The following is a 15,685-nucleotide window of genomic DNA, read 5'->3' on the forward strand; positions in this document are numbered from 1 at the left end:
TTCTTGTAGAATAGAAAATATAACTGCTATAATAGTCTTGGAGGCTAGAGGTGGATGCTGCTTGAACCCGACCAGATCCTAACGGAAGCAGTCGTAGAGACAGTTATTCAGGTTCTAGTCTCCTTTAAATAAATAAAATGAACAACAACTCTAAAGTATTAGCTTTAAAATATAGACCACAAACTTTTGATGATCTTATTGGTCAAGAAGTAGTGGCTGAAACTATAACTAACTCCATTAAAGCAGATAAAATTCCTAACGCCTATCTATTCACTGGAATTAGAGGAATCGGTAAAACTACAACCGCTAGAATAGTTGCTAAAGGGCTCAATTGTTTAAATGGAATTGAAAATTTATGTAAGAAAGATTTATGTGAAAATTGTAAATCTATAGCTAATTCAAGCCATATCGATGTGCTTGAAATGGATGCGGCCAGCAAAACAGGTGTAGATGATGTAAGAGATCTAATTGAATTTTCTAGATATGGCCCAACGTCAGCAAAATATAAGATTTTTATAATTGACGAAGTTCATATGTTAAGTAAGCAAGCATTTAATGCTTTGTTAAAAACACTTGAAGAGCCACCAGAATATTTAAAATTTATTTTTGCAACTACAGAAATTAAAAAGATACCTATTACAGTGGTCTCAAGGTGTCAAAGATTTGATTTGTCTAGAATTAAATCATCAGAATTATTTGAGTTCATTAAAGATATTAAAGAAAAAGAAAAAGGTAAAGCTTCAGATGAAGCTTTGAAGCTGATTGTTAAAATATCAGAAGGGTCTGTAAGAGATGCCCTATCTTTATTGGATAGAGCCTTGTTGAGCTTAGATGAAAAAACAGAACTAGATCTTAATGCTGCACAAAAAATTTTTGGATATTTCGATAAATCTCAATTAATTAAATTATTTGAATTGATATTAAGAGGCGAAGAGGAAAAAGTTATTAATATTTATAGTAAAATTTACGATCAAGGCGTTGAACCAAAAGTATTTATGAATGATTTTTTAGAAATACTTTATTATTTTAAAAATATTAACTCATTATCTCTGGAAAGTACAAATTTCTCTCTTAACGATGAGGAGTTTTCAAAAATCAAAGATATTTCTAATCAGGTAGATTCTGAAGTTTTAATATTATTTTGGCAGTTTGCAATATCATCACTTGAAGAATTAGATATTGTCTCCAACCAACATCTATCAATAGAAATGTTTTTAATAAGATTAATGCATTTAAGTTTAATTAAGTTAAATAAAAATTTAGATCAAGAAGGAAGTAATGATACTTTAGTTAATCATAGAGCTAAAAAAGAAGACGAACAGAAGTTAGAGGGCAATCCAAGAACTATTGATCAAATTAAGAATATAGCTCAAGAGGAAAAACAGAAACCAGAAGTTAAACCAGAGATAAAAGCAATTGATAAAAGTTTAATCAATTCATTTGATGATCTTCTTAGTGTCTGTGCTTTAAAAAAAGAAATTAAATTGAAATATGAATTAGAAAAAAATGTAAATTTAGTAAAATTTGAAAAAAATAGAATTGAAATTTCGTTTAATGATAATTTAGATAAAGATTTTGTAAAAGATCTTTCTTCAAAACTCCATGAGTGGACTGGTGAAAGATGGATTATTACTTTTAGTAAATCTAAAGGCGAGATGTCAATTAAAGAAAAACAAAAAAACAAAAAAGATGAATTAATAAATGAAGTTAAAGATTTAGAGATTTATAAGAAAGTAATGCAAAAATTTCCTGATGCAGAACTTTTAGACGTTAAGTTAAATGAAAAAAAAGAGGATAAAAATGACTGATTTTACAAAAATTTTAGATAAAGCGAAAGAATTAGAAGCTAAAATGAAAGAAAGCCAAGAAAAAATCAAAGAGATTAAAGCAGAAGGTATCTCAGGATCTAATTCAGTTAAAATTACACTTGATGGAGAGGGAGAAATGCAAAAAATTCAATTATCAGATGAAATTATTAAAGAAGACAAGTCGATAATAGAAGATCTAATTGTTGCTGCTCATAATAGCGCAAAATCACAATTAAAAACTAAGACCACAGAGGAAATTTCAAAAGCCACAGGAGGTTTTGGAATACCTGGTTTTAAGTGGCCATTATAATTAATGCAAAATATTAATGAGATTGAGGAATTAATTAAATTAATTTCAAGGCTACCTGGACTAGGTCCTAAATCAGCTAAAAGAATCGTTCTTAAATTAATTAATAACCGAGACGAATTAGTTAAACCCATGGCAAGCACATTAGCTCAGGTTTATAAAAATGTAACAAGATGTAACTCATGTGGTTCATTAAAATCTAATTTAAATGGATGTGTAAATTGTGAAAGTCAAAAAGAAAAATATACAAAAATTTGTGTTGTGGAAGATATTGCAGATCAGTGGTCAATTGAAAACTCAAATATCTTTCAGGGATACTTTCATATTTTAGGTGGAACAATTTCTTCTGTAGGACAAAGAAAAGAAGATCTTTTAATTAACTCTTTAGTAGAACGAGTAATCAGAGAGGGTATTGAAGAGGTTATACTTGCAACAAGTGCAACTGTCGAGGGTCAGACTACTGCATATTATATTCAAGATAGTTTAAAAAATACTAATGCAAAAGTTACTAAACTAGCTCAAGGTTTACCAGTTGGTGGTGAAATTGAAAATTTAGATGACGGAACTTTATTTTCTGCTTTTAAAAATAGAGCTAATTTAAATTCTAATTCAGATTAAATTTTTTTTTTAATCTGTTTTGATGCAACAATGGTTCAGTGTAACCTGAAGGCTGTTCTTTACCTTTGAAAATTAAGTTACATGCAGTCTGAAAAGCTAAAGATCGATCAAAGTCGTCGGACATTTTGGTGTATCCAGTTCTTCCACTTCTAGTATGTGCAGAATCTTTTTCATTTTGTTTGTCTACTATTTTGGCCATTTCTTTCATAATTTCAGTAACCTGAATTTTAGTAGTAATTCCATGATGTATCCAGTTAGCAATATGTTGTGAAGATATTCTAAGTGTTGCTCTATCTTCCATCAGTCCAATGTTGTTTATATCTGGAACTTTAGAACATCCAACCCCTTGATCAATCCACCTAACTACATAACCAAGTAATGTTTGTGCAGAGTTTGATATTTCACTATTTATTTCTTCTACTGACCAATTTGGTCTATTTGCAACAGGAACTGTTAAAAGATCATCTAATTTTGCTTTTTCTCTTTTTGTAATATTTTTTTGTTCATCAAAGATATTGATTTCGTGATAATGTAATGAATGTAAGGCAGCTGCTGTTGGAGAGGGAACCCAGGCACAATTAGCTCCTGCTTTTAAGTGTCCTGTTTTTTGCTCCATCATATCTTTCATTTTATCAGGCATTGCCCACATTCCTTTTCCAATTTGAGCTTTTCCTGATAAGCCACATTTTAGCCCAACATCAACGTTGTTATTTTCATATGCCAAAATCCATTTAGAGGATTTCATATCTCCTTTTTTAATCATGGGTCCAGCTTCCATTGAAGTGTGCATTTCATCACCTGTTCTGTCTAAAAATCCAGTATTAATGAAGAAAACTCTATTTTTTAAAGTTCTTATACATTCTTTTAAATTTGATGATGTTCTTCTCTCTTCATCCATAATTCCTATTTTACAAGTGTATTTTTTTAAACCCAACACTTCCTCAACTTTAGAAAAAATCAAGTCTGTAAATTCAGTTTCATCTGGTCCATGCATTTTTGGCTTAACTATATAGATTGATCCAGTTCTTGAATTTGTTTTATTTTTTAAATCATGAATTGCTGCAGCAACAGTTATAAATGCGTCCATAATACCTTCGGGCACTTCGTTACCATTACTTAAAATTATCGAAGGGTTAGTCATTAAATGACCAACATTTCTAACCAACAATAAACTTCTTCCATGTAACTTAAGTCCTTTTCCATCTTTTGAAATATAACTTCTGTTTGGATTTAGTTTTCTTTCAAATAATTTACCATCTTTTTCAAATTGTGTTTTAAGATTTCCTTTCATTAATCCAAGCCAGTTTCTATAGCAAACAACTTTGTCTTCAGCATCTACTGCAGCCACACTGTCTTCGTTATCACAAATTGTTGAGACAGCAGCTTCTAAAATTATATCACTAATCCCAGCATGATCTTGTTGAGCACTAAAAGCTCTTGGATCTCTTAAAATTTCAATATGTAAGTTATTATTTTTCAATATAATTGCTGAAGGATTATCAGCCTCACCTCTATGACCAATAAATTTTTGTTCTTCAGCTAGATCAAATATGTCAGCACCCTTTAGGGTTTTTAACTTACCTTCTTTAATAGCAATACTCGTAATTTTGTGCCAACTAAGATTTTTAAGTGGAAAATGCTTATCTAAAAAATCTCTTGAATATTTAATAACCATTTCTCCTCTTAAAGGATCGTACCTTTCAGATACACTATCTTCAGATTGCTCTATAACATCAGTTCCATATAGACTATCATATAAACTCATCCATCTTGCATTTGCCGCATTAAGAGCATAGCGCGCATTCATAATTGGTACGACTAGTTGTGGTCCTGCTATTTTTGTTATTTCTTCATCTACATTTTCAGTTTCTATTGAAAAATCTTCTCCTTCTTCTTTTAAATATCCAATCTCATATAAAAACTTTTTATATTCATCTAGTTTAATTTCATTACCTTTGTTTTTAATATGCCAATCATCAATTTTTTTTTGCAAAGTTTGTCTAAAGTTTATTAATTCTCTATTTTGAGGCTCAAGTTCATTAACAATTTTCTCAAACCCTAACCAAAATTTATCAGATGAAATATCTGTATCTGTTAATAGCTCCTGATTAACAAAATTTAACAAACTTTCTGAAACTTTGAGAGTATGAATGTTTATATATTTATCTGGCATAGCACTTTTGTTACCCCATCTGTATTTTTGCCTGAGAGTTTTGCTCCTTCGGCGGAAATCAATCTCTTTCCAGAGTGTTATGCTTCGATCGGTCCTTTTGCCTGAGAGTTTCCGGGGTGGTTGCTCCTTCGGCGCTAAAAAGTTAATTAGTCTCTCCCGATGTGAAATTTGTATCCTTAAAAAATATTAAGTCAATTAATATTGCTAATAATTATTTTAATTAACATTTTATTGCCTTTTTTATAATTTAAATTCTATTATAAATACTCCATGAAAAATTATCTCAATTTTGAAACAGACATTAAAAATTTAGAATCTGAGATAGAAAAATTGAAAGATCCATATAATCAAGATGGTCTTTCTGAGGTAGACACTCAAAAAATATCTAGTACACAAGCTGAGCTTGATAAAAAATTAAAAGATATTTATTCAAACCTTGATCCTTGGCAAACCACGATGGTTGCTCGTCATGAGGACAGACCAAAATCTAAGTTTTTCATTGATAATTTGTTTGATGATTTCATTTCTTTGTCGGGAGACCGTTTTTATGGTGAGGACAAATCTGTTTTAACTGGATTTGCTAAATTTAATGGCACTTCAGTTTTAGTAATAGGTCAAGAGAAAGGTGAGAACTTAGAAACCAGAATTGAGAGAAATTTTGGAATGATGAGACCCGAAGGTTATCGTAAAACAATTCGATTAATGAATTTAGCAAATAAATTTAATATTCCAATAATATCATTTATAGACACACCAGGAGCTTATCCAGGTGTTGGAGCTGAGGAAAGAGGTCAAGCAGAGGCTATAGCTAAATCAATTGAGTGTTGCATGGAACTAAGTGTTCCAACTTTAGCAATTATTATTGGTGAAGGGGGTTCTGGAGGTGCAATAGCGTTAGCGTCATCTAACAAAGTGATTATGTTAGAAAATGCAATTTATTCAGTAATTTCCCCAGAAGGATGTGCAACTATTTTGTGGAGAGATCCTAAAAAAATGCTTGATGCCGCAAAAGCAATGAAACTTTCAGCAAAAGATTTATTAGAATTAAAAGTTATTGATGAGATAATTCCTGAACCATTAGGGGGCGCTCACAGAGATAGAGATCAAATGTTAGAAGGTCTAAGAGACTCTATATCAAAAAATTTAAATTATTTTAAAGATCTATCATCTGAAGAAATAATGAATGAAAGAAAAAATAAATTTTTAAAAATTGGAAGAAATAAAGGATTTATAAGTAACTCTGAGGATTTAAGCACTCTGACAGTTAAAAGTAATAATTTTGATAAAATTTTAAAATCAAAAAGATTTTTAATAGGCTCTACAATTGTTGGCATAGCTTTATTGCTTATTGCCTTTACTTTATTTTAAAATTTATAAAGCACCACAGCAATGTTTGAATTTTTTTCCAGAGCCACATGAGCAAGGTTCGTTTCTACCAATTTTTTTCCCACTTTTAATTTGATCTACCATTGTTTTTTTGTTTTCTTCTTGTTGTTCTGTAACAACTTTTAAATTCATTAATATAGTTACAAAATCTAATTTTAATTTATTTAATAAATTTGAAAATAGATCAAAAGCTTCCTTTTTATACTCGATTAAGGGGTCCCGTTGCCCATAAGATCTAAGCCCAATCACCTGTCTTAGTTGTTCTAAATATTGAATATGTGATTTCCAATTTAAATCTATTGACTGTAAAAAAATTCTTTTTTCAATTTCTTTTGCATGATCTTCACCTAAAAGTTTAATTCTTTCATTTCTTGAGTCTGAAAATTTATTTATAATTTTTTCTTTTATTTCTTCATCTTTTGCAGAAATTAATTCTTTCAATTCTAATTCATCAAAACTTTTACCAACAATCTGTTTCAGACGATTACTAAACTCATTACTTTTAGGATTTGATAAATTTTGAATTTTTAATTTAATGATATCTTGAATTATTTCTTCCAAAAATTCATCAGAGTAGTCAAATATATTTAGACTATTCATTGCATTTTTTCTTTGAGAAAATATGACATGCCTTTGATCATTTAAAACATTATCAAATTTAATTAAAGTTTTTCTAATATCAAAGTTTCTAGCTTCCACTTTTTGTTGAGCTCTTTCTAGTGCTTTGTTAATCCATGGGTGATCAATGCTTTCTCCATTCCTAAGCCCTAATTTTTCTAGCATTTTATTCATAGACTCTGATCCAAAAATTCTCATTAGATCGTCCTCAAGACTCACATAAAATATGGAGCTACCTTCATCGCCTTGTCTTCCTGCTCTACCTCTTGCTTGATTATCAACTCTCCTTGACTCCATTCTTTCAGTTCCAACTACAAATAACCCACCTAAAGATTTTATTTTGTTTTTATCTTTTTTAAGTTGAACCTCTTCTATAGACCCTTTCCTTCCACCTAGCTGAATATCTACCCCTCTTCCAGAAATACTTGTTGTGATAATTACTGATTTTTCTTTACCTGCATTAGCTATTATATCTGCTTCATTCTCATGATTTTTAGCATTTAATACAACATGTTTAATATTTTTTTTCTTTAACAAGGTTGAGTAAATTTCAGATTTGTTAATGCTAGATGTGAAAATTAAAATTGGTTGACCATCATTATGACATTCAACAATTTTTTCAATAATTGCATTATTTTTCTCATTTTCTGTTCTAAAAATTTGATCATTATGATCTTTTCTAATCATTTCATTATTAGTTGGAATAATCACAACAGTTAAATTATAAATTTCAAAAAATTCTTCAGCTTCTGTTGCAGCAGTTCCAGTACATCCAGATATTTTTTTATAAAGTTTAAAATAATTTTGATATGTTATTGAAGCTAAGGTTTGATTTTCTGCTTGAATATTTATTCGCTCTTTTGCTTCTAGTGCTTGATGTAAACCATCACCAAATCTTCTACCCTCAAGTATTCTACCAGTCAGCTCATCTATAATTTTCAAGCTTTCATCTTTAACAATATAATCTTTACCTTTTTCAAATAAATGATTAGCTCGAAGCGCTTGATTGACATGATGAACTAAATGTAAATTTTCAGGATCATAAAAGTTATTATTTTTTAAAATACCAGCGCTGGAAAAAATTCTCTCCACATTATTAATTCCATCGTTAGTTAAAAGAATACTTTTTTCTTTTTCATCTATTTCATAATCTTTATCGTTTAACTGTCTTACAAGTTTATCAACAGCAAGATACTGAGCAGTTTTATCTTCAGCTGAACCAGATATAACCAACGGAGTTCTGGCCTCATCGATTAGACACGAATCGATCTCATCAACTATAGAAAATGAATGTTCTCTTTGAACCATTTCATTTTCTGAAAATTTCATATTATCTCTTAAATAATCAAACCCAAGTTCACTATTGGTTGCATATGTGATGTCACAATTATAATTTCTCTTTCTTTCATTATCATCTTGATCGTTATTGATGTAACCAGATGACAAACCTAAAAAGTTGTAGATTTGCCCCATCTCTATAGAGTCTCTTTTTGCCAGATAATCGTTAACAGTAACAATATGAACACCTTTTTCAGCAAGGGCATTTAAATAGGCAGCAAGAGAAATTGTGAGAGTTTTCCCCTCCCCAGTTCTCATCTCTGCAATTTTTCCTTCGTGAAGGACAACTCCACCGATCATTTGAACATCAAAGTGTCTTTCATTACGGGTTCTTTTTGAAGCCTCTCTTACTAGCGCAAATGCCTCTGGCAAAAGCTCATCTAAGTTTTTTCCTTGATTAATTTGATCTTTATATTCTTGAGTTTTTTTTGGAAAATCTAAGTCATCTAGTTTTTTAAATTCATCTTCAAGTGAATTAATTGTATTTACAATTTTACCAATTCTATCCAGTTCTTTTTGATTGCTAGATTTAATAAATTTTGTGATTAGATTTAATGGATTAAACATGAGTATTTGATTTATTCTTTACTTATATTGTTTAATATATGTATTAAATTATTATTTTAAACACTATGGGAATTAATTTATCAAACTTTTTATCTTCAAAATCAAAAAATGCTAGAATGATTGATTTTCAAGACCTTGACCATGTTGATGGTCTGTCTATCGCTGTTGTTAGTGCAAATTTGTACAATGATAATAGAGATGATCTGGCTATGTTTTATTTTAGAGATGGAGCCAATTATGCTTCAGTATATACACAGTCAAAAATAGTATCTGAGAATATTAAATGGAATTTAAATCAAAATAGCAAAAGAATTTATTCTCTTCTAGTCAACACTCGGAATGCCAACGCTTTTACGGGCAAACAAGGATATGAAAGTTTAAAAAATTTATCAGAAACTATTTCATCTGAATTAACTAAAAAACAAGAACAAGATGAAGATATGGCAAAAAAAATTATACCAAAAGATATAATGTTTGGTTGTACAGGAACTATTGGAGAACCTTATCCCTATGAAAAAATTTCTAATCAAATTTCAAGTTTAATTAATAAAATTAAATATACCCAAAATAAATTTATTTGGATGAAAGCTGCACTTAGTATTATGACAACCGACACTAAACCAAAGATGGCAATGGAAGAATGTACAATTGCTAACAAAAAGATTAGGATTTATGGGATAGCAAAAGGCTCAGGGATGATCCATCCAAATATGGCAACTACCCTAGCTTATGTGTTTACGGATGCGAAAATATCAAATGATATTTTGAATAAATTGCTTAAAAAAAATATATCAACAACTTTTAATGCCATAACTTGTGACGGCGATACAAGTACTAATGATATGGCAACTATTTTTGCAACAGGTAAAGCAAATAATGCTCAAATTAAAAATATAAATGATAAAAAAATACAAAATTTTGACAAGTCTCTAAATAAGGTCTTGTTAAATTTAGCAAAAAGAGTGGTTTCAGATGGTGAGGGATCTTCAAAGTTTGTGACGATTAATGTTAAAAAGTGTAAATCAGAAATAGAGGCTAAGCAGATTGGTCTTTCAATTGCTAACTCACCATTAGTTAAAACTGCAATTGCTGGTGAGGATCCTAATTGGGGCAGAATAATTATGGCAATAGGCAAAGCTGGACCAAAAATAAATTTGAAAAAACTTTTAATTAAATTTGGAAATTTGAAAATTGTAAAAGATGGAAAATTATATCAAAATTATGATGAGACAAGGACTGCAGAGTATATGAAAAATGAAAATATTGATCTCGATATTGAAATTTTTACAGGAAAGAAAAGTTTTACTGTTTATACAATGGACTTTACAAAAAAATATATTGATATTAATGCAGACTACAGAAGTTAGTAGTGTTGAAAATTTTACGATAATAATTATTTCTGGAATATGATCAAATACAAATTAGCATGCAAAAATTGTGAAACTACTTTTGATAGTTGGTTTGCATCATCCAAGGAATTTGAAAAATTAAAAAAAAAAATCTTTTATCCTGTCTTATTTGTAATTCTACAAAAGTAGACAAAACACTTATGGCACCAAGTATTAAGAATAACAAAAAAGATACAGAAAATGATTTACAACTAGATAAATATAACAACATAAAAAAAACTATTAAAAGTTATCAAAAATTTATTAAAGAAAATTTTAAGTTTGTTGGTGAAAATTTTGCGTATGAAGCTAGATCTATACACTATAATCCTAAAAAGAAACCCAAAGGCATTTATGGAAATGCTTCCAAGAAAGATCTTATTGAGCTGAAAGAAGAGGGTATTGATGCTCAGATGATACCTTGGGTAGAGGACAAAGATAATTAGAGTTTTATAGATTTTACAATATAATTAATTGAAGTATCTGAGGAAACACTCCATTCATCTTTAATTATATTAAAATTCATTCCATCTAACTTTTCTAGTTTTAAATTATTTTTATTTAAAATTTTTTTAAGATCTTCTGGGTTAACAAATTTTTCCCAATCATGAGTTCCTATTGGAAGCCATCTCAAAACATATTCTGCTCCAATTATTGCAAACATATATGATTTTAATGTTTTATTAAGAGTTGCAACAAACATAAGACCATTTTTTTTAAGAAGTTTTGAACAAGAATTTATAAAAAAATTGATATCTTCAACATGTTCAACTATTTCCATATTTAAAATTACATCAAATTTTTTTTGAATTTTTAATTTTTCAGGCGATGTACATAAATAATTAATTTCAAGATTATTTTTTTTTGCATGCAACTTTGCAATATTAATATTTTTATTTGATGCATCAATTCCAGTTACATTTGCGCCCAATCTTGTCATTGGCTCGGAAAGAAGTCCACCCCCACATCCTATATCTAATATATTAATTTTATCTAAAGGTTTTTGTTTAGCTTTTAATTTAAAACTACTAATAATGTTTTCTCTAATATATTTAATTCTTATTGGGTTAAACTTGTGAAGTGGTTTAAATTTCCCACTTGGGTCCCACCATTCAGCTGCCATTTTTGAAAATTTTTCAATTTCTTTTTTATTTACACTACTCATAATCGATAATTAGTTGACATAACAACTAAGATGTATTTTATCAATTATTTATTAAATTATAATAAATATTTTTGATCAATGAAAACTGTTGTTTTAAAGTTTGGTGGAACTTCCGTAGGAAGTATCGATAGAATTAAAAAGGTATGTAAAATTATATCTTCCTACAAAAAGAAGAAATATAAAGTTGTAGTAATCTCCTCTGCTATGAGTGGTGTTACAAATGAACTAGTAAATAAATCAAAGTTAATAAGTAACAATTTTGACAAGGCAGAATATGACACTCTATTGTCTACAGGAGAACAAGTTTCTTGTGCCTTAATAGCGGGAAGATTAAATCATGTTGGGTTTAAATCTAGATCTTGGTTATCTTGGCAGATACCGATTATAACTGAGGGTCCATACTCAGCAGCGAGAATTAATAGGGTAGTTTCAAAAGAATTAAAAAACTATCTAAAAACTGGAGGTATTCCTGTGATAACTGGTTTTCAAGGAATAAACAAAAATTATAGACTAACGACAATTGGTAGAAGTGGCTCAGATGCTACAGCAATTATGTTAGCTAAATTTATTAAAGCAGATGAGTGTATAATTTATACTGATGTAGATGGTGTTTATACCACGGATCCTAGACAGTACAAAAATGCAAAAAAAATTAAAAAAATATTTTATGATGAAATGTTAGAGATGGCTTCTTTAGGCTCAAAAGTTATGCAACCAACTTCCGTCCAAGATGCAAAACTGAATAAAATAGATATACAAGTTAAATCCTCATTTGTTTCAAAGCCTGGAACGTTGATCACAAATTCTTCCAAAGCCTTTAGTGATCAAATAATTACTGGAATTTCATCAACAAAAAATGATGCAAAAATTACAATTGAAGGAGTTAAAGATAGACCGGGAGTAGCAGCATCCATTTTTAAACCACTATCTCATAATTTGATAAATGTAGATATGGTTGTTCAGAATATTTCACTTAATGGTAAAGAGACAGATCTTACATTTACAATCAAGTGTGATGACCTAAAAAAAGCAGAAAAATTAATAAAACAGAATAAAAAGATATCCTATAAAAAATTATCTTTTGATAAGAATGTATCTAAAGTTTCAATTATTGGAGTTGGAATGATAACAACTCCTGGAATAACTTATCGAATGTTTCAAGCTTTAGCTTCAAAAAAGATAAACATCTTAGTAATATCTACTTCTGAAATCAAAATTTCAGTTTTAGTTGCTGCTAATCAAGTAAAAAAAGCTATAGCTGTATTACATAAAGAATTTAAATTAGACTAAATTTTATGAGCCTCAGGCCCTTCAGAAATATTAATCGAAAAAAAACCAAAGTAATAAATGTTGGTGATGTAATGGTTGGTGGAGACAATCCAATTTCAGTTCAGTCAATGACCAATACTTTGACAACCGATGTTAAAGCTACAATTAATCAAATAAATGCAATTCATGAAGAAGGAGCAGACATTGTAAGAGTTTCATGTCCAGATGAGGACTCTACAAGAGCATTAAAAGACATAACTCAAAATGTAAAACTGCCAGTTATTGCAGATATTCATTTTCATCATAAGCGAGCAATAGAAGCTGCTGAAAATGGAGCAAAATGTTTGAGAATAAACCCAGGTAATATTGGTGATAAACAAAAAATTTACGATATCTTAAGTGCAGCAAAAGATAATGATTGTTCAATAAGAATTGGTGTTAATGCAGGATCACTTGAAAAAGATATTCTTGAAAAATATAAAGAACCTTGTCCAGAAGCTTTAGTGGAAAGTGCTTTAAGAAATATAAAAATTTTAGAAGACCAAAATTTTTTTAATTTCAAAGTCAGTGTTAAGTCGTCTGATGTTTTTTTATCAATTGCAGCTTACCGACAACTTTCAAAAGTAATGGATTATCCATTACATCTTGGAATAACAGAGGCTGGTGGTTTTGTTTCAGGAAGTGTAAAATCATCTATTGGGCTTGGAGCACTACTTTTAGATGGAATTGGGGACACTATAAGAATTTCGCTATCTGATAACCCGGTAAAAGAAATTAAAATTGGTAATGAAATTTTAAAGTCATTAGGATTAAGAAATAGAGGAGTTAAGATTATATCTTGCCCATCATGTGCAAGACAAGCATTTCAAGTAATTGATACTGTTAAGATTTTAGAGGATAAATTATCACATATAAAAACTCCAGTTACACTATCTATAATTGGATGTGTAGTGAATGGACCTGGTGAAGCAGCGATGACAGATGTGGGTATTACTGGTGGTGGTAAGGGAAACAATATGCTTTATCTTTCTGGTGTTCAGAGTAAAAAAGTATTAACAAATGAAATAATTGATAAAGTTGTCACTGAAGTTGAAAAAAAAGCTTCAGAATTAGAAAAAAACAATGATACCAGCAAAAACAATTGAAGAACTTATATTAAAACATTCATCATTAGAAAAAGATTTGTCTTCTGGTGAAATTGACAAAAAGATATTTGCAGAAAAATCAAAAGAGTATTCAGATGTTAACGAAATTATAGAAAATGCTAAAAAATATTTATCGTATGAGAATGACAAAAAAGACTTAGAGAAAATTTTAGATGATAATTCTTCAGATAAAGAATTAAAAGATATGGCTGAATTAGAATTAACAGATTTAAAAAATGAATTTGAAATAAATGAGAAAAAATTAAAATTATTTTTGCTTCCAAAAGATGAGGCTGATAAAAAAAATGCAATCATAGAAATAAGAGCAGGCACAGGAGGTTTGGAAGCAAGCCTGTTTGCTTCAGATCTTTTTAAGATGTATGAAAAAGTTAGTCACAAAAAAAAATGGACACTAGAATTGATCTCAATTTCAAGAAGTGATGCTGGAGGATTAAAAGAGGTTATAGCATCAATAAAAGGAACTAATATCTATTCAACTTTAAAATATGAAAGTGGCGTCCATAGAGTTCAAAGAGTACCAGATACTGAAACCCAAGGAAGAGTTCACACTTCGGCTGCAACAGTTGCGGTATTACCTGAGGCAGAGGAAGTTGATTTAAAAATAAATGAGTCTGATCTTAGGATAGATGTTTTTAGAGCCGGTGGGCCAGGAGGACAATCAGTTAATACTACTGATAGTGCAGTTAGAATTACCCATATTCCAACAGGACTATCTGTTTCCCAGCAAGATGAAAAGTCTCAACATAAAAATAAAGCTAAAGGTATGAAAATTTTAAGGTCAAGGTTATACGAATTAGAAAGATCAAGAATTGACCAGGAAAGATCACAAGATAGAAAAACAAAAATAGGGACAGGTGATAGATCTGAAAGAATTAGAACTTATAATTTCCCCCAAGGAAGAGTAACAGATCACAGAATTAATTTAACGCTCCATAGATTAGAAGAATTTTTAGAGGGCGAAGCCTTTGATGAAATGATTGAGTCATTAACACTGCAAGCACAAGAAGATAGTTTGAGTAGTTTAAATTAAATGAATATTCAGTCAGCAATTATAGAAGGAACAAATGTTTTAAAAGACAAATCTATTTTATCAGCCCAACTCGACACAGAAATTTTAATGGGTAAAGCTTTAGGTAAAAATCGTGAATACATCATTTTAAATCATGATGAAGTTTTAAATATTGATAATTTAGAATATTTTAAAAAATTAGTTCAAGAACGAGCTACTAGAAAGCCAATAGCTTATCTTTTAAACAAAAAGTTTTTTTGGAAAAGTGAATTTTGTGTCAATAAAAATACTCTTATACCACGTCCTGATACAGAAATTGTTATAGAGCAAATTTTAAAAGTTACTAAGAATAAGAATTACTTAAGAATACTTGATATTGGAGTTGGCTCAGGGTGCATTCTTTTGAGTGTCCTAAAAGAGAGAAAGAATTTTTATGGAACTGGAATAGATATTAGTAAAAAGTCATTAGAAATATCTAAAATTAATGCAAAAAAGCTCTTTGTAGATGAAAGAGTAAAATTTTATAAATCAAATGTTGACAAATTTGTTCAAGGCAAATATGATCTGATTGTTTCTAATCCCCCTTATATTAAAAAAAGTGATTTAAAATATTTGGAGAGTGATGTTTTAAAGTTTGAGCCTAAATTAGCTCTAGATGGTGGATTAGATGGTTTATCAGTAATCAGAAAAGTTATAAAAAAATCATCTGAACTGTTAAAAAAAAACGGAAAATTTATTTTAGAGATTGGTTTTGATCAAAAAAGTAAAGTAATTAAATTATTAAACAATAAGGATTTTTATATAAATAGTACTGTTAAGGATCTTGCTAAGAATGATCGCTGTATAGTCAGTACCAAAATATAATTAATTAGA

The 15,685-nt window shown here is 29.5% G+C and carries 14 protein-coding genes and 1 riboswitch; of the genes, 11 read left to right on the plus strand and 3 right to left on the minus strand.

The features are described 5' to 3' along the window. Positions 1-137: 137 nt before the first annotated feature. Genes dnaX through recR form a run of 3 tightly spaced genes read left to right on the plus strand, consistent with a single transcriptional unit; the run spans position 138 to position 2,733 of the window. On the plus strand, positions 138-1,808 hold the full coding sequence (gene dnaX / locus ACIJYH_RS00510; RefSeq protein ID WP_435163161.1) for a DNA polymerase III subunit gamma/tau: 1,671 nt from the start codon (positions 138-140) through the stop codon (positions 1,806-1,808). Continuing rightward, positions 1,801-2,118: a YbaB/EbfC family nucleoid-associated protein gene (locus tag ACIJYH_RS00515; protein WP_435163163.1), complete on the plus strand. Its 318-nt coding sequence runs from the start codon at positions 1,801-1,803 to the stop codon at positions 2,116-2,118. Before dnaX ends, ACIJYH_RS00515 begins: the two co-directional genes overlap by 8 nt. A 3-nt stretch (positions 2,119-2,121) precedes the next feature. Further along, positions 2,122-2,733 carry a recombination mediator RecR gene (gene recR, locus ACIJYH_RS00520; protein WP_435163164.1) on the plus strand — a complete coding sequence of 204 codons (612 nt, stop codon included), beginning with the start codon at positions 2,122-2,124 and terminating at the stop codon, positions 2,731-2,733. Here the strand turns inward: recR and ACIJYH_RS00525 are convergent. Next, positions 2,720-4,906, minus strand: coding sequence for a malate synthase G (locus tag ACIJYH_RS00525; RefSeq protein WP_435163166.1), 2,187 nt, complete (start codon positions 4,904-4,906; stop codon positions 2,720-2,722). The genes recR and ACIJYH_RS00525 overlap by 14 nt on opposite strands. A gap of 79 nt (positions 4,907-4,985) precedes the next feature. Next, a riboswitch (glycine riboswitch) is annotated at positions 4,986-5,075 on the minus strand. A 101-nt stretch (positions 5,076-5,176) separates the two neighbouring features. Here ACIJYH_RS00525 and ACIJYH_RS00530 point away from each other — a divergent pair. Next, positions 5,177-6,274, plus strand: coding sequence for an acetyl-CoA carboxylase carboxyltransferase subunit alpha (locus tag ACIJYH_RS00530; RefSeq protein WP_435163168.1), 1,098 nt, complete (start codon positions 5,177-5,179; stop codon positions 6,272-6,274). A gap of 3 nt (positions 6,275-6,277) precedes the next feature. Here the strand turns inward: ACIJYH_RS00530 and secA are convergent, their stop codons facing one another. After that, positions 6,278-8,815 carry a preprotein translocase subunit SecA gene (gene secA, locus ACIJYH_RS00535; protein WP_435163170.1) on the minus strand — a complete coding sequence of 846 codons (2,538 nt, stop codon included), beginning with the start codon at positions 8,813-8,815 and terminating at the stop codon, positions 6,278-6,280. 65 nt (positions 8,816-8,880) lie between these two features. Here secA and argJ point away from each other — a divergent pair, with 65 nt between their 5' ends. The 3 genes from argJ to ACIJYH_RS00550 are packed head-to-tail and all read left to right on the plus strand — an operon-like array spanning position 8,881 to position 10,649. Beyond that, positions 8,881-10,182, plus strand: a complete 1,302-nt coding sequence (gene argJ, locus ACIJYH_RS00540) for a bifunctional glutamate N-acetyltransferase/amino-acid acetyltransferase ArgJ (protein WP_435163171.1) — start codon at positions 8,881-8,883, stop codon at positions 10,180-10,182. A 39-nt stretch (positions 10,183-10,221) separates the two neighbouring features. Then, positions 10,222-10,353 carry a hypothetical protein gene (locus ACIJYH_RS00545; RefSeq protein WP_435163172.1) on the plus strand — a complete coding sequence of 44 codons (132 nt, stop codon included), beginning with the start codon at positions 10,222-10,224 and terminating at the stop codon, positions 10,351-10,353. A gap of 11 nt (positions 10,354-10,364) precedes the next feature. After that, positions 10,365-10,649 carry a DUF1178 family protein gene (locus tag ACIJYH_RS00550; protein WP_435163174.1) on the plus strand — a complete coding sequence of 95 codons (285 nt, stop codon included), beginning with the start codon at positions 10,365-10,367 and terminating at the stop codon, positions 10,647-10,649. Here ACIJYH_RS00550 and ubiG read toward each other — a convergent pair. Continuing rightward, a complete protein-coding gene (ubiG, locus tag ACIJYH_RS00555) occupies positions 10,646-11,368 on the minus strand; it encodes a bifunctional 2-polyprenyl-6-hydroxyphenol methylase/3-demethylubiquinol 3-O-methyltransferase UbiG (RefSeq protein WP_435163175.1) in 723 nt (240 codons plus the stop codon). The two genes, ACIJYH_RS00550 and ubiG, sit on opposite strands and share 4 nt — an antisense overlap. Positions 11,369-11,446: 78 nt before the next feature. Between ubiG and ACIJYH_RS00560 the strand changes: the two genes are divergently transcribed. From ACIJYH_RS00560 to prmC, 4 genes are read left to right on the plus strand one after another with little or no spacing between them, the layout of a single operon-like run. After that, entirely contained in the window at positions 11,447-12,658 is a 1,212-nt protein-coding gene (locus ACIJYH_RS00560; protein ID WP_435163176.1) for an aspartate kinase, read from the plus strand. 5 nt (positions 12,659-12,663) lie between these two features. Beyond that, positions 12,664-13,782: a flavodoxin-dependent (E)-4-hydroxy-3-methylbut-2-enyl-diphosphate synthase gene (ispG, locus tag ACIJYH_RS00565; protein WP_435163178.1), complete on the plus strand. Its 1,119-nt coding sequence runs from the start codon at positions 12,664-12,666 to the stop codon at positions 13,780-13,782. Next, positions 13,760-14,833 (plus strand): peptide chain release factor 1, encoded by a 1,074-nt coding sequence (prfA, locus tag ACIJYH_RS00570; protein WP_435163180.1) that lies wholly within the window; start codon positions 13,760-13,762, stop codon positions 14,831-14,833. The genes ispG and prfA overlap by 23 nt, the downstream gene beginning before the upstream one ends. Further along, positions 14,834-15,676 carry a peptide chain release factor N(5)-glutamine methyltransferase gene (prmC, locus tag ACIJYH_RS00575; protein ID WP_435163181.1) on the plus strand — a complete coding sequence of 281 codons (843 nt, stop codon included), beginning with the start codon at positions 14,834-14,836 and terminating at the stop codon, positions 15,674-15,676. It begins immediately after the preceding gene. Positions 15,677-15,685 lie beyond the last annotated feature (9 nt).

This window comes from Candidatus Pelagibacter bacterium nBUS_25, assembly GCF_051200975.1.
Lineage (GTDB): Bacteria > Pseudomonadota > Alphaproteobacteria > Pelagibacterales > Pelagibacteraceae > Pelagibacter.